The sequence below is a fragment of the Streptomyces sp. NPDC002588 genome (assembly GCF_040295925.1).
Lineage (GTDB): Bacteria > Actinomycetota > Actinomycetes > Streptomycetales > Streptomycetaceae > Streptomyces.
This window is the reverse complement of the sequence record NZ_JBEOWF010000077.1, coordinates 1-24,348: the sequence shown is the minus strand read 5'-3', so window position 1 is coordinate 24,348 and position 24,348 is coordinate 1. Positions and strand designations below refer to the sequence as shown.

At 69.8% G+C, this 24,348-nt stretch carries 21 protein-coding genes and 1 pseudogene; 14 read left to right on the top strand and 8 right to left on the bottom strand.

All coding sequences use genetic code 11. From position 1 onward, the window contains the following. Positions 1-260: 260 nt before the first annotated feature. A complete protein-coding gene (locus ABT057_RS47430) occupies positions 261-1,898 on the top strand; it encodes a helix-turn-helix domain-containing protein (protein WP_352351334.1) in 1,638 nt (545 codons plus the stop codon). Between the two features lie 203 nt (positions 1,899-2,101). Here the strand turns inward: ABT057_RS47430 and ABT057_RS47425 are convergent, their stop codons facing one another. Beyond that, the gene (locus tag ABT057_RS47425) at positions 2,102-3,631 is read right to left on the bottom strand and encodes an APC family permease (RefSeq protein ID WP_352351332.1); all 1,530 of its coding nucleotides are present in this window, start codon (positions 3,629-3,631) and stop codon (positions 2,102-2,104) included. Between the two features lie 395 nt (positions 3,632-4,026). On the opposite strand from ABT057_RS47425, the gene ABT057_RS47420 reads away from it, so the two are divergent. Continuing rightward, complete coding sequence (locus tag ABT057_RS47420) at positions 4,027-5,532, top strand: FAD-binding protein (protein WP_352351330.1); 1,506 nt, start codon at positions 4,027-4,029, stop codon at positions 5,530-5,532. A 163-nt stretch (positions 5,533-5,695) separates the two neighbouring features. Beyond that, positions 5,696-7,141 carry an FG-GAP repeat protein gene (locus ABT057_RS47415; RefSeq protein WP_352351328.1) on the top strand — a complete coding sequence of 482 codons (1,446 nt, stop codon included), beginning with the start codon at positions 5,696-5,698 and terminating at the stop codon, positions 7,139-7,141. Positions 7,142-7,198: 57 nt separating this feature from the next. Here the strand turns inward: ABT057_RS47415 and ABT057_RS47410 are convergent, their stop codons facing one another. Continuing rightward, positions 7,199-8,383 carry a S1 family peptidase gene (locus ABT057_RS47410; protein WP_352351326.1) on the bottom strand — a complete coding sequence of 395 codons (1,185 nt, stop codon included), beginning with the start codon at positions 8,381-8,383 and terminating at the stop codon, positions 7,199-7,201. Between the two features lie 965 nt (positions 8,384-9,348). Between ABT057_RS47410 and ABT057_RS47405 the strand changes: the two genes are divergently transcribed. The 9 genes from ABT057_RS47405 to ABT057_RS47370 all read left to right on the top strand — a co-directional run bounded on the left by ABT057_RS47405 (position 9,349) and on the right by ABT057_RS47370 (position 17,192). Then, entirely contained in the window at positions 9,349-11,313 is a 1,965-nt protein-coding gene (locus ABT057_RS47405; protein ID WP_352351324.1) for a CASTOR/POLLUX-related putative ion channel, read from the top strand. 31 nt (positions 11,314-11,344) lie between these two features. Beyond that, a complete protein-coding gene (locus ABT057_RS47400; RefSeq protein WP_352351322.1) occupies positions 11,345-11,548 on the top strand; it encodes a hypothetical protein in 204 nt (67 codons plus the stop codon). Further along, a complete protein-coding gene (locus tag ABT057_RS47395; RefSeq protein WP_352351320.1) occupies positions 11,548-11,835 on the top strand; it encodes a hypothetical protein in 288 nt (95 codons plus the stop codon). The genes ABT057_RS47400 and ABT057_RS47395 overlap by 1 nt, the downstream gene beginning before the upstream one ends. Before the next feature lie 137 nt (positions 11,836-11,972). Continuing rightward, the gene (locus ABT057_RS49370; RefSeq protein WP_502974090.1) at positions 11,973-12,338 is read left to right on the top strand and encodes a hypothetical protein; all 366 of its coding nucleotides are present in this window, start codon (positions 11,973-11,975) and stop codon (positions 12,336-12,338) included. A 15-nt stretch (positions 12,339-12,353) separates the two neighbouring features. After that, positions 12,354-12,980, top strand: coding sequence for a transposase (locus ABT057_RS49365; protein ID WP_502974091.1), 627 nt, complete (start codon positions 12,354-12,356; stop codon positions 12,978-12,980). Between the two features lie 164 nt (positions 12,981-13,144). Then, a complete protein-coding gene (locus ABT057_RS47385; RefSeq protein ID WP_352351318.1) occupies positions 13,145-14,599 on the top strand; it encodes an NF041680 family putative transposase in 1,455 nt (484 codons plus the stop codon). Between the two features lie 230 nt (positions 14,600-14,829). After that, the gene (locus ABT057_RS47380; protein WP_352351316.1) at positions 14,830-15,774 is read left to right on the top strand and encodes a DUF6192 family protein; all 945 of its coding nucleotides are present in this window, start codon (positions 14,830-14,832) and stop codon (positions 15,772-15,774) included. 2 nt (positions 15,775-15,776) lie between these two features. Next, positions 15,777-16,187, top strand: coding sequence for a hypothetical protein (locus ABT057_RS47375; RefSeq protein ID WP_352351314.1), 411 nt, complete (start codon positions 15,777-15,779; stop codon positions 16,185-16,187). A 177-nt stretch (positions 16,188-16,364) separates the two neighbouring features. Further along, on the top strand, positions 16,365-17,192 hold the full coding sequence (locus ABT057_RS47370) for a class I SAM-dependent methyltransferase (protein ID WP_352351312.1): 828 nt from the start codon (positions 16,365-16,367) through the stop codon (positions 17,190-17,192). A 21-nt stretch (positions 17,193-17,213) separates the two neighbouring features. On the opposite strand, the gene ABT057_RS47365 is transcribed toward ABT057_RS47370, so the two are convergent. Genes ABT057_RS47365 through ABT057_RS47350 form a run of 4 tightly spaced genes read right to left on the bottom strand, consistent with a single transcriptional unit; the run spans position 17,214 to position 20,691 of the window. After that, positions 17,214-17,732: an integrase gene (locus ABT057_RS47365; RefSeq protein ID WP_352351310.1), complete on the bottom strand. Its 519-nt coding sequence runs from the start codon at positions 17,730-17,732 to the stop codon at positions 17,214-17,216. Beyond that, positions 17,729-18,322 carry a hypothetical protein gene (locus ABT057_RS47360; RefSeq protein ID WP_352351308.1) on the bottom strand — a complete coding sequence of 198 codons (594 nt, stop codon included), beginning with the start codon at positions 18,320-18,322 and terminating at the stop codon, positions 17,729-17,731. The genes ABT057_RS47365 and ABT057_RS47360 overlap by 4 nt, the downstream gene beginning before the upstream one ends. A 6-nt stretch (positions 18,323-18,328) precedes the next feature. Further along, complete coding sequence (locus ABT057_RS47355) at positions 18,329-19,558, bottom strand: hypothetical protein (protein WP_352351306.1); 1,230 nt, start codon at positions 19,556-19,558, stop codon at positions 18,329-18,331. Then, positions 19,555-20,691 (bottom strand): tyrosine-type recombinase/integrase, encoded by a 1,137-nt coding sequence (locus ABT057_RS47350; protein ID WP_352351304.1) that lies wholly within the window; start codon positions 20,689-20,691, stop codon positions 19,555-19,557. Before ABT057_RS47350 ends, ABT057_RS47355 begins: the two co-directional genes overlap by 4 nt. A 159-nt stretch (positions 20,692-20,850) precedes the next feature. Between ABT057_RS47350 and ABT057_RS47345 the strand changes: the two are divergent. Then, positions 20,851-21,854 (top strand): annotated as a pseudogene (locus ABT057_RS47345) (IS5 family transposase). Between the two features lie 4 nt (positions 21,855-21,858). Here ABT057_RS47345 and ABT057_RS47340 read toward each other — a convergent pair. Further along, positions 21,859-22,020 carry a hypothetical protein gene (locus ABT057_RS47340; RefSeq protein ID WP_352351300.1) on the bottom strand — a complete coding sequence of 54 codons (162 nt, stop codon included), beginning with the start codon at positions 22,018-22,020 and terminating at the stop codon, positions 21,859-21,861. A 195-nt stretch (positions 22,021-22,215) separates the two neighbouring features. Here ABT057_RS47340 and ABT057_RS47335 point away from each other — a divergent pair, with 195 nt between their 5' ends. Further along, positions 22,216-23,415, top strand: coding sequence for an MFS transporter (locus ABT057_RS47335; RefSeq protein WP_352351298.1), 1,200 nt, complete (start codon positions 22,216-22,218; stop codon positions 23,413-23,415). Between the two features lie 127 nt (positions 23,416-23,542). Here the strand turns inward: ABT057_RS47335 and ABT057_RS47330 are convergent, their stop codons facing one another. Continuing rightward, positions 23,543-24,205 (bottom strand): M15 family metallopeptidase, encoded by a 663-nt coding sequence (locus ABT057_RS47330; protein ID WP_352351296.1) that lies wholly within the window; start codon positions 24,203-24,205, stop codon positions 23,543-23,545. Between the last annotated feature and the right edge of the window lie 143 nt (positions 24,206-24,348).

Genomic DNA, 24,348 nt, shown 5'->3' with positions numbered 1-24,348 from the left:
AGAAGGGCTACTACGTCCCCTCCGACCTGATGGCCTGGTCGGGCGCGTTCCTGAAGCACCAGTTCGCATCGCTTGCGGATCCCGCGAACTCGTAGCCGGACACCGTCGACACGGCCCCGAGGGCGTCGCGGCCGGCCGTCCGCAGGGGGACGGCGAGGCCCGTTCGTCGGCGGGAACGAAACCGGCGGAGATTCTCGTTCACCCGGACGAATTACGCTGCCTTCCCCCCGGCTAGCGTCGGTCAGGTGGTGCTACCTCCAGTGAACCCGCGACCCCGAACCAGCCTCGGCCGGCTCCTGGACGATCTCGGAACGACCCTGCTCCAGCTCGTCCACGGCCGGTCCGCGCACGGCCGGAACATCGGGGACGTCGTCATCCATGACCCGGTCGACGCCTCCGCGCCGGCACCCCAGGCCCTGGTCCTGGGCATCGGCGTCCACCGGACCGCCGACGTCGTCACGCTCCTGGACGCCCTGGGCGCCCAGGGCGCGGCCGGACTGGTGCTCCGCGCGCCCTTACCCGCGGACGACGAGGTACGGGCGGCCGCCGAACGCTCCGGCGTCGCGGTGCTCGGGCTCACCCCGGGCGCCTCCTGGACCCAACTGGCCGCACTGCTGCGCTCCCTGCTCGCCGAGGGCGACCTCACCGACCCCGACGCGGCGACGCTGGGCGGCATCCCGTCCGGGGATCTGTTCAGCCTCGCCAACGCGATCGCCGCGCTGCTGGACGCACCGGTGACCATCGAGGACCGCAGCTCCCGTGTCCTGGCCTTCTCCGGCCGGCAGGACGAGGCCGACACGGCGCGGGTCGAGGCCATCCTCGGCAGGCAGGTTCCCGAGCGGTACTCGCGCGAGCTCGTCGAGCGCGGGGTGTTCCAGCAGCTCTACCGCGACCACGACCCCGTCTTCATCAGCCCGTCCGACGGCGAGACGGCCGGCTTCTCGCTGCCCCGCGTGGCGATCGCGGTGCGTGCGGGCGACGAGATCCTCGGCTCGATCTGGGCCGCCGTCAAGGAACCCTTCGAAGCGGAACGGGACCAGACCCTGCGCGAGGCGGCCAAGCTCGTCGCCCTGCACATGCTCCGCGTCCGCGCCGGCGCCGACGTCGAACGCAGACTGCGCGCCGAACTGGTCGGCACCGCACTGGAAGGCGGCCCCGGCGCACGAGACGCGCTGCACCGGCTCGGCCTGGCCGACCAGCCCGTCGTCGTGCTCGCGCTGGCCCTGTCCGACCCGGTCGACGAACCGTCCGCCGACGCCGACGCGGTGCTGACCGCCGGCCGCCAGCGCGTCGCCGACGCCTTCGCCCTGCACGTGAGCGCCGTCCACCCGCGCAGCGCCGCCGCCCTCGTCGGCGATGTGGCCTACGCGCTCGTCCCCACCGGACGCGACGTCGCGGACGGGGAGGAACGCGCCCTGCGTATCGCATCGGAGTTCGTCGACCGCATGGGCGACCGCGTGCCGGCCGTGATCGGGGTCAGCCCCGTCGCCGAGGCCGTGACCGGGCTCGCCCACGCCTGCGCCTGCGCCGACCGCGCCCTGCGGGTCCTGCGCTCGCGACCGGGCGAACTCCGGGTCGCCCGGCTGCCGGACGTGCATGTGCAGTCGCTGATGCTCGAACTGCGGGACATGGCCGCCGCCCGGGGCGACGGCCCAAGCGGCCCGGTGGCCAGGCTCCTCGTCTACGACGAGCGGCACAACGCCCGTCTGGTGCAGACCCTCGGCGCCTGGCTGGACGCCTTCGGCGACGTGATCGCCGCGGCCGCCTCCGTCCACGTCCACCCCAACACCTTCCGCTACCGGCTGCGCAGGGTCGGCGAGGTCGGCGAGATCGATCTCGCCGACGCGGAGGCCCGGTTCGCCGCCATGCTCCAGCTCCGGCTGCACTCACTGTCGTAGCGGAGGCTTCGGACGGTTCGCGCCGCACGGCTCACGCCGTCGGCGCGGCCGTCGGACAGCGGGTCGGCATGGCGACGAGTTCGTTCTCGAGCCGGTCGCTGCTCCTGATCGACTCCTCGGCGCAGTCGATGTGTTCCCGCCCGACCCGGGCGATCTTCTCCAGGAACGGTTCCGGCCGCGGGCCAGGGTCGGGACGTCCGCCCTCAGCCCTTGGCGACGGACGCGTCGCGGGTCGGCTTGCCCAGGGCCCAGAAGAGAACGCCGAGGAGCATGAAGCCGACGAGGGGGACGGCTTCGGTCAGCAGGTATTTTCCGCGCTCGCCGTGACTCCAGCCGTCCGGCGCGTAGTCGGGGCCGAACCAGTGGTCGCCGGCTCCGGGAGCGACCAGCTGCACGGTGGCATACAGGACGAGCGCGGTGAGGACGATGCTGATGGCCAGGGGAGCCGGCGCCTTGTAGGGGCGGTGGACGTCCGGAGCCTTGTGGCGCAGGACCGCGAGGGCCGGGAAGATGCCGAGGTAACTGACCAGGGTGGTGGAGACGGCGAGACCGAGGACGGCGCCGAAGAGCTTGGCGGCGCTGCCGTTCGTCAGTTCGTGGGCCAGGACGAGGACGGCGGTGGAGACGACGCCGCTGAGGACGTTGACCCGTACCGGGGTGCCGAACCGGCTGGAGATGACCCCGAGGAAGCGGGGCGCCGCACCGTCGTAGCCGGACACGGCCAGCGCCCGGTCGGACCCCATGACCCAGGTGACGCCGGAGGACAGCACCGTGAGGATGAACATGACCGCGGCCAGGTCCCCGAGCACGCTGCCCGCGCCGCTGAGGGTCGCGGTGCCGTCGGCGGCGACATGGCCGCCGTACACGGTGAACACCTGCCGGATCGCGTCGATGAACCCGCCGAGGCCGGTGATGGCCTTGACCGGCAGGACCAGCAGGATGCCGAGGATCGGCAGCGCGTACAGCAGCACGGCGAACACCGCGCTGCGGAAGATCGCGAAGGGGACGTCCTTCTGCGCGTCGGTCATCTCGTCGCCGGCGGTGTTGGGCAGTTCGAAACCGACGTAGTTGAACATCAGGACGGGGACCAGGCCGACGAATCCCGCATACGTGGGGGAGAAGTCGCCCGGCCCGAATCCGTGCAGGCCGTGCTGGGCGCCGTAGACCACGACCGTGACGGTGAACAGGCCGAGGAGGAGGAAACGGCTCCAGGCGCCGATGGTCGGGATCCACTTGCCGACGTCGAAGGAGAGGATCGCGGCGAGCACGCCCACCCACACGAACAGGAGGGTGAAGACGTAGAAGGCCGGAGTGCTCAGGTCCTTGCCGTCGTTGAAGAAGGTCGTGTAGGCCGTGACGGCGGAGACCGAGAGTGTGCCGCCGAGCCACACCGGGTTGGTGATCCAGTACAGGAAGTTGTTGACGGCGCCGGCCAGGCGCCCGAAGGCCCGGCTGGTCCAGATGTACGGGCCGCCCTCGTCCGGGAACGCGGCCCCGAGTTCCGCGGTGAGCAGCGCGGAGGGCACGAAGAACACGACGGCCAGCACGATGAGCCAGGTGAACGCCTCGGCACCGGAGGAGGCCACCGTGCCGATGGTGTCCACCCCGACGATGGTGCAGAGGAGGAAGAAGAGGATGTCGAAGCGGCCGAAGTGCTTGCGCAGCTTCTGCCGTTCCGCCAGGGCGGCGGCCGGCGTGTCGGCCGGCTCGGAGACGATTTGACCAGCGGCCACCGGGCGCTCCTGCGTGCTTGGGGGACGGGCGGGATCCGGCCATGATCCTTCGCCGCGCAAATCCACACAAGCGTTCATGCATAACTCTTGACCATCGCTTCTGCACCTGAACGCAACGGAAACCGCGCCGAAACGGAGAGCGACGGCCGCGGTGGTGGCGCAGCGGGAGGGGTTGCCCGTCCGGCCGGCTGAGCACGGCGGACGACGAGGCCGGTGAAGGTCGCGACGCTCGCGAGCCCGTACGGGCGGCCCCATCACGAGCGTGGCGCGCGCCGGGCCTCCGCGCGCACGGCGGGGAACCTTCGCCTCCTCTTTTTCTTCACGGGATTTCTACGTAACTCCCTTATTCTTACCGGGACTTGACCATTCAGAGATGTTTGAGAGGTGTAGTGCGCATGTCCCGCACACCGTCAAGACGGGCCGTTCTGCGTGGGCTCACGGTTTCCGGAGCGGCGTTGACCGGCGCGGTGGTGACCGGCTTCGACCCGGCCGCCCGGACCTGGGCCGCGACCACCGAGGAGCCGACCACCGCGGCGTCGGGCACCACCTTGGCCGGAATCCCCCACCTGGACGGAACGCTTCTCACGGACGTGCCGTCGCTCACCGCGGCGGCCGAGGACTACGGGCACATCGTCCATCACCGCCCGCTGGCCGTCCTGCGCCCGGGCTCGGTCCGCGACGTCGTCGCCATGGTCCGCTTCTGCAACGACCACTGTCTGCCCGTGGCGCCGCGCGGCCAGGGCCACGCCCCCTACGGCCAGGCGCAGGCCGACGGCGGCCTGGTCGTCGAGACCGCGACCCTCGCCGGCATCGGCCCTCTCGGCTCCGGCAGCACCACCGTCACGGTCGGCGCGGGCGCCCGCTGGAGCCAGGTCGCCCAGGCCACCCTCGCGTACGGCCTGACCCCGCCCGTCTTCACCGACTACCTCGAACTCTCCGTCGGCGGCACCCTCTCGGTCGGTGGTCTCGGCGGCCAGGCCCACCGGCACGGCGCGCAGGTCGACAACGTCACCGAGTTACGGGTCGTCACCGGTGCGGGTGAACTCGTGCGCTGCTCCCCGACCCGGCACCCCGACCTCTTCCACGCCGTCCTGGCCGGTCTCGGCCAGTGTGCCGTCATCGTCGAGGCCACCCTGCGCCTGGTGCCCGCGCCCGACACCGTGCGCCACTACCAGCTCGCCTACGACGACCTGGCCACCTTCCTCGACGACCAGCGCATCCTGGTCGAGGAGGGCCGCTTCGACTACGTCGAGGGCCAGGTCCACGCCGACGCCGACGGGGCCTTCCGCGCCTACAGCCTGGAAGCGGTGGCCTACGGCCCGCCGGTGGGCCCCGCTCCGGACGACACGGCGCTCCTCGACGGCCTGCGGCACGACCCGGCGAACGTCCGGTACACGGACCGGCCCTACTACGACTTCCTCGACCGTCTGGCGCCCGTCGTCGCGGCCTTGAAGGAGGCCGGCATCTGGAGCTGGGCCCACCCCTGGCTCAACCTCATGCTCCCCGCCTCCTCCGCGGCGGCCGTCGCAGGCCAGGTCCTGGAGTCCCACACGCCCGCCACCGTCGGCCCCGGCGCCGTCATCCTCTTCTACCCCCTGCTGGCCGATCGGCTCACCACCCCGCTGCTGCGCACCTCGGACGAGGACGTGTCGTACCTGTTCGACGTCCTCAGCGCCGCCCCGCCCGACGACGGCGCCGCCGTCGACCGCCTCCTCGCGGCGAACCGCTCCGCCTACGACGCCGCCGCCGCGGCCGGTGGCACCCACTACCCCGTCGGCTGCATCCCGTTCACGCCCGCCGACTGGCGCAGCCACTTCGGGCCGGCCTGGGCGGGGCTCGAGGCGGCGAAGCGGACGTACGACCCGCTGGGGGTCCTGGTCCCGGGCCAGGGCATCTTCTGATCCGGCGCCGCCGCCGAGCCCGGTGGCTCGTTCCCGTCGCCTTTTGTCACCGGCCGGTCACAGTCCGGCACGGCAGTACAACTCCGCTTGCGCATCCCCTGTCGAACCGGGTGTCGGTGACAAAACGGAATCCGACCGACCATCGTGGAAACGGGGACAATCCATGATCAATCGCAAGAGTCTCGTGCTCGGTGCCGCGACCTTCCTGCTCATGACCGGAGCCGGAATCACCGTCGCCCCCGCCGCTTTCGCGGGCACACCGGGCGGTACCTTCGCGGTCGACCGCAACAGCGACTTCGACGGCGACGGATACGACGACGTGCTGACCGGCGCCCCCGGCGGCACCGTCGACGGCAAGAAGGGTGCGGGCTACGTCACCGTGCAGTACGGCTCGGCGAGCGGCATCGGAACCGCCGGCACCCTGCCGCGGGTCCGCACCGCCGTCCTCAGCCAGTCGACGGCCGGGATCTCCGGCACGGCGGAGACCGGGGACGCCTTCGGCGGCGCCGTCGCCACCGGAGACGTGAACGGGGACGGCTACGACGACGCGGTCATCGGCTCGCCCGACGAGGACCTGGCCGGGCTGGTGGACGTGGGCCGGGCGACCGTGCTGTACGGCTCGGCGAGCGGCCTGCGGGGCACCGGCAGCGTCGATCTGCAGCCCGTGCAGCCGACGCGGGAGGCGAACTACGGCGGCGCGGTGGCCGCCGCCCACTTCACCTCGGAGACCCCGGGCGACGGGATCGCCGTGTCCGACGACGATGGCGTCGACCTGTTCTCCGACGAGGGGCCCATGCTCCGTGTCACCCGCCTGGAGACGGTCGCCGACCCCGGCGGCGTCGCCGTCGTGCCGGTCAGCCTGACCACCGGGAACTTCGACGGCGACGGCTACGCGGACCTCGTCGTCTCCGGGTACAGCCTGCTGGACGAGGAGGGGGTGCGCGGCCGCTCGGTGGTGTACGACGGTGGCCAGTACGCCCTCACCTACGACCGTGACCTGACCGGCGGCCCCTCCGCGGCGGCCGGCGACGTCAACGGCGACGGATTCGACGACCTGGTCACCGGCGAGAAGGGCGGCGGGCGGATCGCTCTCCGGTACGGCAGCGACGACGGCATCACCGAGCTCGCAGACGAGCTGACCCAGGACTCGCCCGGAGTCCCGGGCACGGACGAGGAGGGCGACAACTGGGGCGCGGACCTGTCGGTCGCCGACACCGACGGCGACGGCTACGCGGACATCGCGGTCGGCGCCCCCGGCGAGGACATCGGCACGGTGCCCGACGCGGGCGCGGTGTGGGTGATCCGGGGTCAGCAGCGCGGCTGGACACCGGCGGGCGTGCGCTCGTTCGACCAGAACTCGGCGAACGTCCCCGGCTCGGCCGAGGCGGGCGACGCCTTCGGCGCCCAGGTCCGGCTGGTCGACACCGACGCCGACGGCCGTGCGGAACTGCTGGCCGCCGCCCCCGGCGAGAACACCGACGACGGCGTCGCGATCGCCTTCCCGGCCGCGACCACGGGCATCACCGCGGTCGGTTCCTGGCTGTACGGCGGCGGCTCCTTCGGAGTCTCGGGCACGGACGCGCTCTTCGGCGCGGCGATCGACGAGTAGGACGGGGCGACGGGTTCCGGGCGCCGTGCCCGGAACCCGTCGGCCGGTCGTGGACGGTCAGTAGGTGTGCAGGGTGAGCCCGTAGCGGTTGAGGATCTCGTTCACCGGCTGGAACCAGGTCTCGCCGCCGGTGGAGCAGTCGCCCCAGCCGCCGGAGGTGACGCCCTGCGCCTGGTCGCCGCTGATGAACGAGCCGCCGGAGTCGCCTCCTTCGGCGCAGACGTTGGTCTTCGTCATCTGGTACACCGCGCCCTGGCTGTAGTTGACGGTCTCGTTCTTCGCCAGCACCGTGCCGCAGTGCCAGTGCGTGGTCGAGCCGGAGCGGCAGATGGAGGCGCCCACCGGGGCCTCCGCCGAGCCGCGCACGAGCTGGTCGGAGATCGTGCCCCAGCCGAGCACGACCGGGACCGTCCACCAGCCGCTGCCCACGTTCACCCAGGCGTAGTCGTCGCCCGGGAACGAGGAGCCCTGGAAGTTGCCGACGTACGAGCCGTCCCAGCCGTAGACGCTGCCGGTGTGCTGGTCGCAGTGGCCGGCGGTGATGAACCCGCCGTACACCGAGAAGCCTATGGAGCAGCGCACGTTGCCCGTGTAGTACGGGTCGCCGCCGACGGTGCCCGCCGCGAGGGTGCGCGGGGCCGAGGCGACGGTCTCGACGGTGACGGGACCGGCGGCACGGGCCTGCGTCAGGAACCGTTCGACATCGTTGTCGGAACGCTTGTCGCCGACGACACTGACCACGACGGTGTTCGCCTTCGGGTCGACGTGCCAGCCCCCCACCGCGGCGGGCGCGGAGAGCTTGTCGATGCGGGACTTCACCGCGTCCAGTTGCCGTGCGCTGTGCTCGACGACACGGACCTCGGCGCCCTTGGCGCGGATCGCCGCGCGTGCCGCCTGCGAGGACTTGGAGGTGACGGCCACCGTGAGGCGTCCGTCGGCGGCGTCGAACCAGGACCCGGCGTACGCGGCACCCGCCGTGCGGCGCACTGCCGGTTCGAGCGTGGTGGCCTTCTGTTCGGCCTCGAGCCGGGCTTCCGCCTGGTCCTCGGTGAGCCCGAAGTCGCTGCGCATGGCCTGGAGCAGGCCTTCGGAGGCAGGGGTGTCGGTGGCCGGTGCGGAGGAGGCCGCGGTGCCCACGGCCCCGGTGCCGCTCGCCGACGCGGGGAAGGTGCCCGCGCCGCCGAACGCGGTCAGCGTCAGGAGCGCGGCCAGACAGACGTGCTTGAGTCTCGTGCGTCTCATGGGAGTTGCCCTTCGTCGTTCCAGTGAGTGGGGATGGAACAGCGGGGTGAGAGCGCTCTCAGGTGTGGCGCGGAAGAGCCTAGCGGCGGTGCGGCTGTCAGGTCTATGCCAATGCCGGGCGAGATTCGTGGCCGGTTCCCGTCAGCGGGACCGGACCGCCGACTCCGGGAGGCGGCGGTCCGGTCCACCGACACGGCCACGACCGTGCCCGTCGATCGCGAGGTGTGGTCGGTCAGCGGCTGCGGATCGCGGTGGTGGCGAGGAATCCGGTGGCGGCGGCGGTGATGAGGGCGCAGACGGCGAGCAGCGTGGTACGGCGCATGGAGGGGCCTTTCCCTGGGGGAGTGGATGGGCGACCTGTACAACGCCCGTGGACCGGACTCGGCTTGCCGTGGCCGCGTTTGCCACCCGCATGGCCGTGGGCGGCGGGCCGGTTCGTGTCCCCGGCACTCGGCCCGGGCCGCGTGCCTGCCCCGCAACCCGCCGGCGGAATCCGGCGTCCCGGCGGTGCCGCCCTCGGCGCGATCCACCTCGTCACAACGGTTACGGCCGCTGCCCGAGGGGCCGGCGGACACCGGCCGCCGTGGCGCGACCCGCCGTACTCGACCCGGCCCTGCCCGACGACGACACGCCCGGACCTCGACGACGCACCCGCCCCTTCCGGGTCGCGGAGCGCCACCGCCGTGCCCTCCGCCGGAGCGGTCGCTCGCGCGAACTCGTCACCCTGTACGCCGCACCGGCGCTCGGCCGCCGTCGGTACGCGAGGTCGTCCCGCTCACCGTCCCGCCGTACGCCGCGTTCGTCCGCGCGGGCGGCGCCTTCGCCGACCGGACCGCCGCGCGACACAGCCGTCCTCGGACGGCTCGCCGCGCCGTCTCCCGAAAGGGTGAATGTGCTGACGGCACGGCGTGTCGCGGCCTCGGGACGCGCACGCTTCCGGCGTGCAGTCGGTGAGGAGGACACAGGTGGCGGCAGAGGAACGGCGGCAGGCTTCGGCGCGGGACCGGGCGCGCTATGTGTTCGACACGACACTGGCCCGCAGCACGGGCACACTGCTCGGCTGGCTGGCCGTGTGCTGTCTGGCGGTCGTCGTGCCGGTCAGCACCCTGCTGGTGTGGACGGACCCGAACGCGCCGCGCTCCCTGCCCGGCCGGCTGACGGCCGTCTGGCGCACCAGCACCGAGACCCTGAGGCTGGGCGGAGCGACCGGCGCGCCGCTGCGGATGCTGCTCTCCGCGCTCCTCGGACTGATCGCGCTGCTCTGCGTGTCGACCCTGGTCGGCGTGATCACCACCGGCCTCGGCGAACGGGTCGCGGAGCTGCGCAGGGGCCGTTCGACGGTGCTGGAGAGCGGTCACGCGGTCGTGCTCGGCTGGTCGGAGCAGATCTACACGGTGGTCGGCGAACTCGCGGCCGCGCGGGCGGGCCGGGCGCAGACCGTGATCGCCGTGCTGGCCGACCGGGACCCGACCGAGATGGAGACGGCACTCAGAACCCGGCTCCGCGTCCCGGACGACGTCCGGCTGGTCTGCCGCACCGGTTCGCCCGCGGACCCCGAGAGACTCGGACTGGTCACCCCGGCCGCGGCCGCGTCGGTGCTGCTGCTCCCGTCGGAGCGTCCCGACGCGGACCTGGAGGTCGTACGGGTCCTGCTGGCGCTGCGAACCGTGCTCGACGGCGAGACGGGACCGCCGGTCCTGGCCGCGCTGCGGGACGGGCGGTACCTCCCGGCCGCGCGGCGGGCGGCCGGGCCCCGGGGCACGGTCCTGGAGACCGATCCGACGACGGCCCACCTCCTGGTGCAGTCCGCCCGCCGCCCGGGCCTGTCGGCCGCCCTGCGGGATCTCCTCGACTTCGCCGGGGCCGAGTTCCATGTGGTCGACGCCCCCGAACAGGAGGGATCCACCTTCGCGGAGGTCGCACTGCGCTACGAGAGGGCCAGTGTCGTCGGGCTCCTGCCGGCCGACGGCCGCCCCCGGCTCACTCCCGCGCCAGGGACCGTCCTGGCGCCCGGCGACCGTCTCGTCGTCGTGGCCCACGACGAGACGCCCGGCGCGGCCGTCGACTGCGGCGATCACGTCGACCGTACGGCCGCCGCCGCTCCGGGACCGCGGTCCGAAGGCCCCGCACGGATGCTGCTGCTCGGCTGGAACCGGCGCGCGCCCTCGGTCGTGGAGGTACTGCGCCGGACCGCCCGCCCGGGCTCCGTGCTGCACGTCCTCACCGACCCGGAGGCGAAGTCCGTACCACGGCTGCCGACGGCCGACGCCCCGTCAGGCGGGCGGCTCGACGTCGTGCACCACATCGGAGACCCGCTCTGCCCCGACGCCCTGCGCGCCCTCGACGTGTTCGGCCACGACCGGGTCCTGGTGCTGGGTCCGGAGCCGGGAGCCGGTCCCGAACGGCCCGACGACTGGGTGCTGCTGGCCCTGCTGACCCTGCGGTCGCTGGAGGAGGAGACGGGCCGGACCCTGCCGGTCGTGGCCGAGTTGCGCGACTCCCGCAACCGGGACCTCGCCCCGCTGGGCCCGGCCTCCGACGTGGTGGTCCGCGGTGAGCTGGCCGCTCTCCTGCTGGCACAGATCTCCCACCACCCCGCCCTCGCCGCGGTGTTCGAGGAGATCTTCGCCGTCCGCGGCGGCGCACTGACCCTCCGCTCCGCCGACCACTACGTCCGGCCCGGCCGGGAGACGTCGTTCGCGACGGTGGTGGCGGCGGCCCTGGACCGCGGCGAGTGCGCGATCGGCTACCGCCGCCACGGACCGCACACCGTGACCCTGTGCCCCGACAAGACCGAACGCCGCGTCTGGACCGCCGAGGACGAGGTTCTCGTCCTCACAAAAGCCCCCGACGGTACGGGGAGGGGCCTGCCCGGCATGCGGCGCGGCCAAGCTTCGGATCTCGGGATCCTCACGCCCGAAGTCGATTGAGGTTCCCTCGACATCCATTGATGATCGATGCATGCCAGGTCTCTTCATCGCCATCCTCGGAGTCGCCATCGCCGCAGCGGTCCGCGCCGGACTCTCCGGGCAGACCGTCGTCCTGCCGGGCGCGGCGGCAGCCGAGGCCGAGCGCTTTGCGCCGTACGCCCCCTTCGAAGCCGGGGATCTCGGCGAGGGCGAGGTGGCCGGGGTCACCGGCGTGATGTCAGGAGCCGGGTCCTGATGGCAAAGCCGAAGCCCTATTGGCAGTCCTACTGGTACCGCCTGCGCATTCGTACGGTCGATGAGCCGTGGGCGGGGTGGCAGGGACTGGGCGGACCGGAGTTCAGCCAGGTTCCGAATCGGGGGTTGAGGGACTCCTCCCTGGAAGCGTGGGTCGCCGCCTTCCTGGAGGAGGCCCGGACCGAACTCGACTCGCTGCGCGGCGACCTGCTGATCGAGTGCTTCGAGGAGCCGGCCCCGGCTGTCGGCACCCAGCCCGTGTACTCCGCACAGGTGGCGCTGGTGTGAATGTCCGTAGTCGTGTGCACGGGTGAGCTGGGGGTTCACCGTGATGTGCAAGGGACTGTGCATCCTCCGGACATCCCGGAGTCTCCTGCACTACGGTCTTTTGGCCGTAGTCGTGTGCGCGACGAGGGGGCTTCCGGATGGCAGATGTACCGGTGGCCGAGCGCGGGGTACTGACCGCGCCCGACGAGGTCTGGGATAAGGCGGTCCGGCAGGCCGAGGTGATCGGGCCGCTTGCCGGGAAGCCGATGGTGGGCCTGGTGGAGGCTGATGCGGCCGCGACGAGGCTGGGGGTTTCCCGGCGTCAGGTGTACGTTCTGCTCGGGCGGTGGCGGGCGGGCCAGGGAATGGTCTCGGATCTGCTGCCGGGCCGTTCCAGCGGGGGCCGCGGAGGAGGACGGTCGCCGGACGAGGTCGAGGCGATCGTCCAGGACGTAGTGAACAGGCGGTACTTGACCCGGCAGCGCCGCCCGGTGTCCGCCATCTGCAAGGAGGTCGCGCGGTAGTGCCGGGTACGCGGCCTGCGGGTTCCTTCGCGGGGCGCGGTAGCGCGCCGGATCGCGCGCCTGGACCCCGTCGCCTCGACAGCCGCGAGAGAGGGGCGCGAGGCGACCCGCCCGCTGCGGCCGGCTGGAGGCACACCGCCCGAGATCACCGGTCTGCTGGAGCAGGTCCAGATCGACCACACGCCTGTGGACGTGATCGTGGTAGACGAGCAGCATCGCAAGCCGATCGGCCGTCCCTATCTGACGGTGGCGATCGACGTGACGAGCCGGTGCGTGGTGGGCCTGGTGGTGACGTTGGAGGCGCCCTCGGCGACCTCGGTCGGGCTGTGTCTGGCTCAGGCGGCCATCGACAAGCGGCCATGGCTGGAGCGTCCGGGCGTGGAGGCGGCGTGGCCGATGAGCGGCAAGCCCCATGAGCTGTACGTGGACAATGCCGCGGAGTTCAAGAGCGAGGCCCTGCGCCGTGGCTGTGACGAGCACGGTATCCGGCTGCGCAACCGGCCGCCCGGGCAGCCGCACTTCGGCGGGATCATCGAGCGGCTGATCGGCACCCTGATGCGTGATGTGCACGAGCTGCCGGGCACCACGTTCTCCAGCACCGCCGAGCGCGGCGCTACGACAGCGACGCCATGGCCACGCTGACGCTGCGGGAGCTTGAGCGGTGGCTGAGCTTGTCTTTTATGGTCTGAGGTCGAAATGGGTCTCGAACTAGGCCGCTCACCTGGGTATTCGCCGGACAGTGGTGCGGCCTCCGTCTGATCATGTGCTCCGACCAAGGTGCACCGATCAAGACGAAGGCCGTGAACATGAGTCTGCCGCCTGATCCCGCTTCCGGGGAAGTGTTCGCGACGGCGTCCCGCTTCCGGGAGGACCTGTTCGAATGTCTGACCGCGCGTGGGGACGAACTGTTCGAGCTGGCCGACGCGTTGCTGTGTGCGGACGGTCCGGTGAGGGCGCCGGTGGACCTGACGCTGGTGGCCGAGCACCGTCGCGGGCACGGCGCGATGTACGACGCGCTGAACAGCGGGAGCGTGGACGTACCCCGGCTGCGGCAGGTGCTGGCCGGGCTCCCGATGCCGCAGGCCGCCGACGGGCGTCTGGTCCTCGCGGTCGACATCAGCCACTGGCTGCGTCCCGACGCGCCCACCAGCCCGGAGCGCCTGTTCTGCCACGTCTACGGCCGCAACGGAAGGTCGTCGGACCAGCTCGTCCCAGGCTGGCGGTACTCGTTCGTCGCGGCCCTGGAATCGGGCCGGACCTCCTGGTGTCAGGTCCTGGACGCCGTGCGTCTCGGGCCCGCCGACGACATCGCCGAGGTCACCGCCGTCCAGGTCCGCCGGGTGGTCACCGACCTGATCGAGATGGGCCGCTGGCACGCCGGGGACCGCGACATCCTCATCGTCTTCGACGCCGGCTATGACGCCCCGCGCATGGCCCACCTCCTGGCCGGGCTGCCGGTGGAGGTCCTGGGGCGGATGCGCGCGGACCGGGTCATGCGCCGCCCGGCGCCCTCCCGCGAGGAGTACTACCGGGCCCACCCCCGCGGCGGCCACCCGCCCAGGCACGGCAAGGAGTTCCGCTTCGCCGGCCCCGACACCTGGGGCGAGCCCGACACGGAGACGGTGCAGGTCACCGACCGGTATGGCGCCGCCCGCGCGATGGCCTGGGACCGCATCCACCCCCGGCTCACGACCCGCTGCGCGTGGATCGACCACGAGGGTGAACTCCCGCTCCTCGAAGGGACGTTGATCCGTCTTCAGGCCGACCGCCTGCCCGGCGGCCGGGACCCGCTGCCCCTCTGGCTGTGGTCCTCGAAGACCGGGATGACCCGCGCGGACGTCGACCTGCGCTGGCAGGCGTTCCTGCGGAGGTTCGACCTGGAACACACCTTCCGCATGATCAAACAGACCCTCGGCTGGACCCGCCCGAAACTCCGCAGCCCCGAGGCGGGCGAGCGCTGGACCTGGCTTGTCGTCGCCGCGCACACCCAGCTCCGCCTCCTGCGGGAGGCCGCCGCCGACCTCCGCCGCCCCTGGGAGAAACCAGCCGGGCCCGGCCGGCTCACCCCGGCCCGGGTCCGCCGGGGGTTCAGGAACCTCCGCCCGCACCTCGCCTGTCCGGCCCGCGCACCCAAACCCTCAAAACCCGGACCAGGACGCCCACCCGGCTCGAAGAACCGACGGCCCGCCACCCGCCACGACGTGGGCAAAACCGTGAAACGCCCAGAAAGCATCACCGAACGAAACCTGCTCAGAGGATAAATGCCAAGCTGAGAAGCTGTGTCAGAACCGGTGATCTATGACGTTCTGTGACTGGTGGACCAGTCGATGGAGCCGGGCACCCAGGTTGCAACAGGGGCCGGAATTAGCCATGTTGGCTCCGCGTCTGGTGATATTGGTGGTGTGAGGTGGAGTCTGAGCGCATCGCCGGGCCGGGGTTCCACAGCCGACGCAGGGACGCCGATGCTTCGGCCCGCGCCGGGTGGTGCGCCATGGGCCCAATGGTGGAGATGGTCGGGAAGGTCACACGGAGCCGTTACGACGAGCTGGTGGCCGAGTCTGTGGACATGGTGGAGGAGGACACCCGCTGCCAGTTCGCGCTCGGGGACTCGGCGCTGGAGCTGGAGCCGCTGCGCGGGCATGGTGTTCACCTGCCGCTCGACGAGGGTGACCATGGTGTGGAGGAGTCGCTGCGGCTGTTCGCCGACGAGATCGGGCTGTCCTTCTATACGGTCCGCACGCACCGGTGGGTGGCCGCGCAGTGGCCGGCCGCACACCGGCAGGCGGGAGTTTCCTACGAGGTGCATCGGATCCTGGCCTCCGCGCCGGACCGGTTCGAGCTGATTCAGAACCCTCCCCTGAGCGAGCGCACCGGCCGGCGCCGGTGGAGTGCAGAGGTGGCCAAGAAGGTGGTGGGCTGGAAGACGGAGGAGGTTCTGGTCCCGGTCACCGCCGAGGAGAAGGTCGAGGCGATCCGTGAGCTGGCGCGTGGTGACGAGGCAGTGGCGGCGCAGGTGGCCACCGACTTCCTGCGCCAACCGGAGGTGGCGTTCAGGGCCATGCGTGATGCCGAGGCCCGGGAGAACGTGAACGAGGCCCAGTTCGAGCAGGCCGAAGTCGACGATGAGTTCGACGAGGAGTACGAGGAAGCCTTCGCTGAAGAGGGTGAGCCGTTCGACGACCCGGTCCGCATCGTCCACAGCTGGCGGAAGTCGATGGAGTTCAGCGATCTGATCGCCGTGTGTCAGGGGTTCATCGCCGGGGCCACGCGACTGGTCCCGAAGCTGCGCGGGCACGAGTTCACCGACACCCAGACGAAAGTGTTGGAAAACCACCTCGAGAAGATCCGCGCGACGGCCGACTGGATCGAGACCGCGGTCGCAACCGGGCAGGTCGATCTGGACGAACAGCTCGCCCAGCTGCTGCGGGGCCAGTAGCCATGGGGGCGGGGCTGCCCGCCCACGTCCACGGCCAGGCGGTACGCAAGGCTCTGCAGGAGGCGCGGCCGGCGGGTCTGACGCTCCCGCAGTTGTGCCGGGCGACCAAGCGCACGCCGTCGCAGGTCTGGGCGGGCCTGAGGTTCCTGCGGAAGGTCGCAGTCAAGGAAGGACTGGCACCGGTGACCTACAGCAGACGGGACGGCTTTCAGATGTCGGAGGAGAGCGAGGTCTGGATCTCCTACGAGCGGGCGATCTTCCAAGCAGAACTGCACCGGGTCACCAACTTCATCACCGGGATCATCGCCCCGCACGCCAGGAAAGCCCCGGACGACGAATGGATCCGCCTGGTCCTGGACCAGCTCGGCGGCGTCAAAGCCACCCTCGAAGTCCTCACCCGCATGGAACGCTGATGACCAGCATCACCGCGAACCAGCCGCCGGCCGTGCGCGAGCGGCGCTACCCCAGTGACACCACGGACGCCGAATGGGCCGTCCTCGAACCTTCTCTGAACTACCGTCGATAGCGTGTCAGGGGCTGCTGGTAAACGAGTGGCGTCTTCGTGGACAAGCCCAATAGCTTGTGCGCTCGTGACCGATGATCCGAAGATGCTCCCGAATCCCCACGACCTCGGCCGAGTGTTCAACGAGGTCCCGGAGCTCTACGACCGGGTTCGGCCGGGATACCCCGACGAACTGTTCGCGGACCTTGTCGCCGTCACCGGCTTGGACGAAGGGGCGTCGGTGCTGGAGGTGGGCTGCGGCACTGGTCAGGCGACGCGTTCGCTGGCAGCGCTCGGATGCTCAGTGACCGCCGTCGAGCCGGGCGCGGACATGGCCGCACTCGCTCGCCAGCGGCTCGCCTCCTTCCGCAACGTCGAAGTCGAGACGTCGACGTTTGAGGAGTGGGACGACCGTGGCCGACGCTTCGATGTTCTCGTGGCTGCGTCATCGTGGCACTGGGTCGACCCGTCGACCGGCTGGCAGCGAGCGCACGACGTGCTTTCTCTCGGGGGTTGGATGGCGTTGCTCGGCCACGTCGTTGTCCGCTTGCCGGGAGAGCCGGAGGTGTACGCCGAGACCGCCGATCTGCACGAGCAGTTCTGCCCCGGGAACCCCGGCTGGGGTCATCCACCGCTGGAGGACGAGGTGCGCACCACCGACGAGGGTTGGGGCCTGGTCGACGATCCCGGAGAATTGTTCGGCCCGACGATCGTGCGCTGGTATCCAACCGTTCAGTGGTTCAACGGGGACGGCTTCGCCGATCACCTTCGCTCATTGTCGCTGTATCGGAGACTCGACCGGGATGTCCGTGAGCCTTTGCTCGACGCCATCGCCGAGCGCATTCGCACGCGAATGGGCGACCGAGCGTCACGCCGTTATCTGAGTGTCCTGCGTGTCGGACAGCGTGCCAAGTGAGGCCAGTGACCCTTCTTTGCACTACGAGGTGCGGCCCGCGATCTCGCGGAAGGTCGGGATCCCGAGGTTGATGGTCGTAGCCCGGTGTCGGCGGTCGTCGAGCTGAGAGAGTTTGTTTTCGGTGGCGGCAAGGCTGACGCGCAGCCCCTCGGCCTCGCCGAGCCAGCCTTCGCGTTCGGCCTCTGCGACCCGCTCGCGCAGGTTGCTCCGGATCTCCTCCAGACGGAGCCGCTGAGCAGGGTCGACGCGGAGAACTGGGCAGCGGACGCAGCTGTGTTCATGCTGACAACTGGTGCCGTAGGCGCGACCGCAGTCACCCAGAGCGACCTTCCTCCGCTCGAAGTGGCCAAGGAACTCCTCCCACTCTGCATCGGTTGGGGTGCGGTATTCCTCGCTGGGACGCAGTGCCCGGCGGCGGGCGATGAAGGCCCGGTGGCCGTTGATCGCTTCCTCGGGATAGACCGCCTTGTAGCCCATGGTGGTGTTGATGTTCTTGTGGCCGAGGATGAGCTGGGCGATGTGAGGCGGCATTCCATTCATGATCGCTTCTGTGGTGAAGATCCTCCGGAAGTCGTGGGGCTGATAGTTGGAGTTGGCGGATGCCAGATCTTCTCTAGGCCGTCGTAGAAGGGGATCAAGGGGATGGCCCCGCTGGCCTCACGGACCCGGCTGACGATCGCGCTGAGGACATCGGCGAGTTCCGGGCTCACAACCAGGAGCCGCTCCTCGTCGGTCTTGGACGGGGCGATCTGCAGAAGCGGGATGAGCTCGCCGGTCGAGGGGAGGGTGTACTGGGTGATGCTGTGGTGACTGCACTCCAGCATCTCCTCGATCCGAACACCCGTGTGCCGCAGGAACTCGATCGCCGCCCAGCCCCAAAACGCGCGGTGCTCGGCCAGAGCAAAGTGGTGTCGGCGGCCCGACGTGTCATAAGCGCAGGCAGAGCCGCTGGCTTCGAGCCGAGTCGACTTGCCGGCCTTGGTGAAGGTCTCGCCGAGGACCGTGAAGACGCCGCCGCTTGGTGCTTGGCGGATTGCTTCCAGCCGGGTCCGTGCCTCCTGGAGACGGTTCTCCGCGGCGGCGACCAGGGCCGGCAGCACTGGCAGGCGTTCTCGGGTGCGCTGGTCCATCCGCGCCTAGCGGCGTCGGATGTCCTTCCTGTAGGTGATCTCATTTCCGCTGATCGGGCTGGGTGCCGCCCACGGTCCCCACCTGGTCGGTTCTTCCAGAGCCCACTGTGCGATGTCGAGGTAGAACGCACGGACGAAGCCCAGGAGGGATGCATAGCTGGCTCGGGGAGTCGTCACCTCGACCATGGTGCTGTCGGGCATCCGGCGGCGGGCGGTCTTGGTGCGGAGCCGCTCCTTCCATGCCTTTGCGACGCTGCGGTCCAGGTGAAGGGAGGCGATGCCGGGATGGTGGGTCTCCAGGTTCTTCCAGAAGTGCAGGGCGAGCACGCGCGCGAGGTCTTCGAAACTGGCGTAGTCCAGGGCCGGTTGGCGTTCGGAGAGGTAATCGACGATGAGATCGCGGACCGGCCGACATTCGAGCTGATAGCGGTCGACCAGCTCATCGGGGGTGAACTGCCCGGAGAACACAGTCAGGGCCCGCAGGGTGGCAGGGGCGTCCGGCGGGAACTGCCCCATGTCCTTGAGGAGGGAGTAGAACAGGAACCGGCTGTCACCACCCCTCTTCTCCAGGGCGACGGTCTCGGTCTGCCGCAGTTCGATGCAGTCACCGACGGTGATGTCGCTGACTCCACCGCCCTTGGCGAGGAGGATCATCGCGATCTGGGTGCAAGCCTTGAGCCCGGGTCTGGAGGACAGCACGACCGGGTCGGCGGATTCTTCGATCCGGGCGAATCCCGTTGGGTCGCGGTGCTCAACCACGGCCTCGCGCCAGTAGCGGGTCTGGACGATCCGCAGCAAGAACGGCAGGTCGGGGCGGATGACATCTGCGACGAAAAGGCAGAGCAACCCGCTTCGCAGTGCCTCCTCCCGGGCGCTCTCTCCGCGCTCGGCCAGCCAGGGCAGCACCACGTCGGTCCACTTCAGGCCCAGCGTGTTCGCCGGGGTGGCCTGCCATCGCTCCTGCCATGTCGCCCCGGGGAAGGTTTCGAGCCAGCTGAGGATCCTGCGGGCGCCGTACCAACGGTTTTCGTGCGTCGTTTTGACGCGTGCTCGCAGCGGCGGTCGGTCGATCCTGGCCAAGACCGCCTCGCGGGTCTCCTCGGTTGCGGCCCATGCGGAGGGCCGCGGCCGCGGCGGGAACTGCGAGAGCAGCCTCCGGGCCGCCTCGCCGTGAGACTCGGAGGTGTGGCTTCCCGCCTGGGCTGGTTGGGCAGCAGTCGCTGGCGCGGTGGTCACGGGAGTCCTCCGAACAGGGTTTCCAACGAGGCCGGGTTGTAGCCCGGGGCGGGCGCCAGCGGCTTCGCCGGTTGCTGTGCCCGGCGGGCGTGGTGGGCGAGGACCTGCTCGATGACCTCCTCCTGGCTCGCGGCCAGGTAGATCTCCGTGGTGGACAGATGCGCGTGTCCGAGGACCCACTGGACGTCGGTCAGCGACATCTGTGGGTCGCGGGCCATCCGGTAGGCAGCGGTGTGCCGGAGGTCGTGCAGGGTCCAGTTCGACCCGAGCAGGTCGTTGGCGCGGTTCAACATGGCTCGGGCGGCGTGGTAGTTCAGCGGCCGCCAGGGGCGTCGCAGAGTCCACCACAAGGGGTGGTTGTGGCCGTGGGGTGCCCCCTTGCGCCAGGCTTCCTCCTGAGCCAGCCGCAGCCAGACGAACGCGTCAGCGGAGGCGGGAATCTGCTGGTAGGCGCGGGTTCCCTTGCGGGTCACGCAGATAAGCTGCTGGCCGGGCAGGGCGTCCTTCACCCGGCTGGTGAGCAGTTCCTCGGCGCGGGCCCCGGTGGAGACCCAGAACGCGAGCAGGGCCCGGTCGCGGTTGTACTTCAGCGCGGCGAACAACGCGTTGAACAGCTCGTCCGGGATCCGCCGCGGGATGCGCTTGGGCACCTTCGGCCGGTAGCGACCTTGCCGTTCGGGACGGAACGGCTCCAGCGGATTGTGGTGTGCATGAGCCCGGGAGTTGCGGCGTGAGCGATCGAGAGGGAAGGGGTTGATGATCGGGCCGGTGCCTTCGTCGAGGTGAAAGTCGTAGAAGGTCCGCAGCACCGTTTCGCAGTGGGCCCTCGTGGAAGGCGCGTACTTCCGGCCCGGAGCAGATCTGCCGGTGACCGGGTTCGGCGTCCCCGGCTCCGCCCTCGGGGCCGGCACCGTGGGCGCCGTGATGCCTTTGCGCTGGTGGCGCCAGTGCACGCGTACCGGCTTGTCGGTGAGCTGGAGCCACCGGCAGAAGTCGCGGGCCTCGGCTCTGGTCGCCTGATCCCAGTGCACATCGACGGCCCAGAGGAACCGGTACCACCGCAGCAGGTCCATCCCGTACGAGCGGATCGTCGTTGCCGGCTTCGATGCGGCCTGCAGATCAGCGAAGAACATCGCTACTGGCAGGATGAACTGCCCGTCGGGGTCTAGCAGTTGGTACGGCTCGGCAGCTTCGCCGGTCTCTTCCAGACGCCCGATCTGCGGCACGACGAAGGCCGCCAGGTTCCGGCTCAGTCCTTCAGCATCCTTCACGCACCGGCTAACGCCAACACGCTGAATAGGTCACTGAGCTGCAGAAACATCGATGCTAGTTCAGTCAATACACCGCTGCTGCCCGTCCCGGCCTGCGAGTTACCCACGGGCGGGCGCCCGGAGAAACATTCGCGCCGCAACGTCATAGACGCCATCCGCTACGTCAACGACAACGGGTGCAAGTGGAGGGCCGTTCCCGTCGACTTCGGGATCCCCTGGCGCACGGTCTACGGCTTCTTTCAGAGGTGGCGGGCGAGCGGGGACCTGGCCCGCATCCATGCCGAGCTGCACCAGATGGTCCGTGTTCACGACGGCCTCAATGCCCGCACCGTCGCGGTGATCCTGGACTCCCAGTCCGTCAAGGGTGCGGAGACGGTGGGCCAGGACACCCGCGGCTTCGACGGCGGGAAGCTGATCAACGGCAGGAAGCGGCACCTGGCCGTCGACATGCGCGGCATGGCTCTGGCCGTCATGGTCACCCCTGCTGCCCCGCACGACTCTATCCCCGCCCGTGATCAGCTTTTCCGCCTGCGCCTGACCCATCCCGAACTCGCTGTTGCCTGGGCTGACTCTGCCTACGGCGGAACCCTCGTCGACTGGTCCCACTCCTTCCTCGGCATCACCCTCAAGACGGTGCCCCGCCGCAAGGACCAGGACGGCTTCGCCGTCCTGGCGAAGCGGTGGAGGGTCGAGCGGGCCATCTCGTGGATCATGAGAGCCAGGAGGAACGTGCGCGACTACGAGAGACTCATCTCCCACAGCGAGGCCCACATCACCTGGACCTTCATCACCCTCATGGTCCGCCGCCTCACCCGCCCTCCCCGACCGCCTCGCACGTCACCACACCCAGTCGAACCGGTGAAGGCAGTCGGCAGCCCCAAACCCATACGCATCCGGCGGATACAGTCACAGACGATCCGCCTCGCACCCACTGCCCTGCGCTGATCTCGGACAGAGCGTGTGAGGAGAGTGGGAGCGAAAGCGTGCGGGCCTGTTCGGAAGGGGTTGGCGGGCTCCTTGGGTAAGGAGTCAGCCTTGGGATCCACCCGCCGGCGTGTGCTCGCTCGTTCTGTGCCGCAGATGCCCGTAGTGCTGAGCCAGATGATCGCGGATCCTGCCCGGCGGTGCTTCGCGGTGCAACGCTGTGATGACGACGTAGTGATCGGCCTTCGCCGCGACGATCACGAACATCGGATGGCTCCAACACTTCCTCTTCCATCCGCATGCGGACGATTGCCACACGGTGCACCACATGTGGCTGGGAATACCGCACCCGGCCTTGGGCCGCGTCCATCATCTCCGCATGACCGATGACCCACAGTTCGCCACCCCCATACGTACCCGCTCGCGGGTTCTCTGCAGGCCGACAACCGTGCAAGGGGCGAAGTGAGGCTGTCTTCCCCCTATCAACGCCTGTTCACCCTGCCCGGGTTCGGCGGATCACTGATCGCCGCGACCTCAGGGAAGCTGCAGCCCGGGATCTTCCCCTTATCACTCCTACTGGCAGTCGCGCACTACCGGTCTATGCACACCGCAGCCATCGTTGTCGCGCTCTACTCTCTCGGAGGGGCCACTTCGCCGTTGCGCGGGAGACTGCTGGACCGATACGGCTACGCACGGGTGATGTGGCCGACTCTGTTCCTTCACCTTGCTGTGCTGAGCGCTCTGGTCGTAAACGAGCGTGCGGGAGGACCGCTGGCGGTGACGGGGGTGTGCGCGGTGGTCGCCACCGTCACGCTGCCGCCGGTGGCTATCGTCACGCGGCTGATGTGGCGTTCCCTTGCCACCGGGGATCTTCGGACCACCGCCTTGTCCCTGGATGCGGTCCTGACCGACGTTGGCTTCATCGCCGGACCATCCTTGGCTGTCTTCCTGGTCCAATGGGTGGCACCCTGGGCCGGCTTGGCCGCTTCCGCCCTACTTATGACAATCGCCACAATACTGCTGCTGTTCTCCGGCAGACTGCCCGAACAGCAGTTGGCACCCGCCGTACGTGACTGGCTGGGGCCGCTGAGATTGAGACAGTTGCGAAAAGTACTGGCATCGGCCCTGCTCTTTTTCCTCGCATTGCAGACTATCGATCTCGCGTTCCCGGCCTGGGCCGAGGAACACGACATGCCGCTGATGAGCGGCGTCCTGCTGAGCACCATGGCGATAGGCAGTGTCACCGGCGGCCTGGTCCTGGGCGCGCTGCCGCCCAAGTGGTCGAAGAGATGCGGGCTTTCGGTGACGCTCACCGCCCTGGCTGTGGGGACAGGCAGTGCGGCTGCCGCCAGTGAGACTCACCTAGGTGTCCTCGTCGCGGCGGCGGCCATGTTGGGACTGGCCCTCGGCCCGACCTTCGTTGCCCTGTACGGCACCGTCGGCGACCTGGCTCCCGCAGACAGGGCGGCCGAGGCCCAGGCGTGGATCATTTCCTTTATGTCCATTGGTGGGGCCGCTGGCTCGGCGATAAGCGGCATTGTGTCTCAGAAATTCGGTGCGGGCATGGCGCTGTTCGTTGCATCTGTCTGCTTTGCTGCCGCCGCAGTTCTGGCGCATACCCCGCAAGAGGGGAGAGAGCCCATCTTGGGCGATGCTCTGTAGTAGACCTTCCGGTCCCGTGGGGGATCGGGACTTTGGGAGCCTCCGCCGCCTTCGCGCTGGCCATCACGACTGGACTCGTTCGCCTTGCCCTCTCCGTCACTGCTCGGTACCGGCAAAGTCGGGCTGGTCAGCGGCGCAGGGTGATCTCCTTCGGGCCGTAGAGGGCTGCGGCCTCCCCGGTGACCAGAGCCCAGTAGCGGTCGCCGAATGACCAGTGCCACCATTCCGTCGGGTAGTTCACGAGCCCTACAGCGGTGAGCGCAGAGTTCAGCAGATTCCGGTTGGTGCGGGCCTCTTCATTGATGTTGAGGGCGTGGGTGTAACAGGCACCATTACTCTCCTCCGGGTCCGCGTTCATCCGTGTGCCCAGGTCCAGCTCGCGCCCGCTGGCATCGGCCAGGGTGAGGTCGACTGCCGCGCCGGCACTGTGCGGGGCAACGTCGGGCGGGGACACATAGCGGCTCACCGCCGAGTGGATCTGCCCGTCGGACCAACCAGGATGGCTGGCACGCAGCTGGTTGGCATACTCCACGAAGTATTCCCGCTGGAGGGAAGGCGGCCGGTACCCCTCGACGAAAAGTAGCCGCAGTCCATGCGGAAGCATCGCCTGGGCCTTGAGTAACCGCCCCAGCACGCCATCCCGCAGGTACGCGAAGGCATCTGCCGGGTCCTCTTTGCGTGCGTCGACCAGCAACGAGCCGCTGCGGCGGACATCCACGAGACGCTCACCGCATTCCACAACGGGGATCGCGGTGACCTTCGGGTCTGACATCAAGACGATCTCATTCATGACGCGATCATCTCGCACGCCTTAACCTGCCGAACCCTCCCAATCAAAGCACTAGTTGTATTGCCCTGTGAGGTTGGGGACGCGGCTGGCGGGTGGTTGGCCTTGCAGCGCGGTGTGTCCGCGGTGGTGATTGTAGGTGTGCA

What these genes read in the sequence shown, in the direction of transcription:
- ABT057_RS49370 (WP_502974090.1), top strand. Translation starts at nt 11,973, where the DNA reads ATGGCAGATGTACCGGTGGCCGAGCGCGGGGTACTGACCGCGCCCGAC.
- ABT057_RS47415 (WP_352351328.1), top strand. Translation starts at nt 5,696, where the DNA reads ATGATCAATCGCAAGAGTCTCGTGCTCGGTGCCGCGACCTTCCTGCTC.
- ABT057_RS47365 (WP_352351310.1), bottom strand. Translation starts at nt 17,732, where the DNA reads ATGAATGGAATGCCGCCTCACATCGCCCAGCTCATCCTCGGCCACAAG.
- ABT057_RS47380 (WP_352351316.1), top strand. Translation starts at nt 14,830, where the DNA reads ATGGGCCCAATGGTGGAGATGGTCGGGAAGGTCACACGGAGCCGTTAC.
- ABT057_RS47340 (WP_352351300.1), bottom strand. Translation starts at nt 22,020, where the DNA reads ATGTTCGTGATCGTCGCGGCGAAGGCCGATCACTACGTCGTCATCACA.
- ABT057_RS47350 (WP_352351304.1), bottom strand. Translation starts at nt 20,691, where the DNA reads ATGTTCTTCGCTGATCTGCAGGCCGCATCGAAGCCGGCAACGACGATC.
- ABT057_RS47375 (WP_352351314.1), top strand. Translation starts at nt 15,777, where the DNA reads ATGGGGGCGGGGCTGCCCGCCCACGTCCACGGCCAGGCGGTACGCAAG.
- ABT057_RS47400 (WP_352351322.1), top strand. Translation starts at nt 11,345, where the DNA reads ATGCCAGGTCTCTTCATCGCCATCCTCGGAGTCGCCATCGCCGCAGCG.
- ABT057_RS47330 (WP_352351296.1), bottom strand. Translation starts at nt 24,205, where the DNA reads ATGAATGAGATCGTCTTGATGTCAGACCCGAAGGTCACCGCGATCCCC.
- ABT057_RS47410 (WP_352351326.1), bottom strand. Translation starts at nt 8,383, where the DNA reads ATGAGACGCACGAGACTCAAGCACGTCTGTCTGGCCGCGCTCCTGACG.
- ABT057_RS47385 (WP_352351318.1), top strand. Translation starts at nt 13,145, where the DNA reads ATGAGTCTGCCGCCTGATCCCGCTTCCGGGGAAGTGTTCGCGACGGCG.
- ABT057_RS47395 (WP_352351320.1), top strand. Translation starts at nt 11,548, where the DNA reads ATGGCAAAGCCGAAGCCCTATTGGCAGTCCTACTGGTACCGCCTGCGC.
- ABT057_RS47360 (WP_352351308.1), bottom strand. Translation starts at nt 18,322, where the DNA reads ATGGACCAGCGCACCCGAGAACGCCTGCCAGTGCTGCCGGCCCTGGTC.
- ABT057_RS47420 (WP_352351330.1), top strand. Translation starts at nt 4,027, where the DNA reads ATGTCCCGCACACCGTCAAGACGGGCCGTTCTGCGTGGGCTCACGGTT.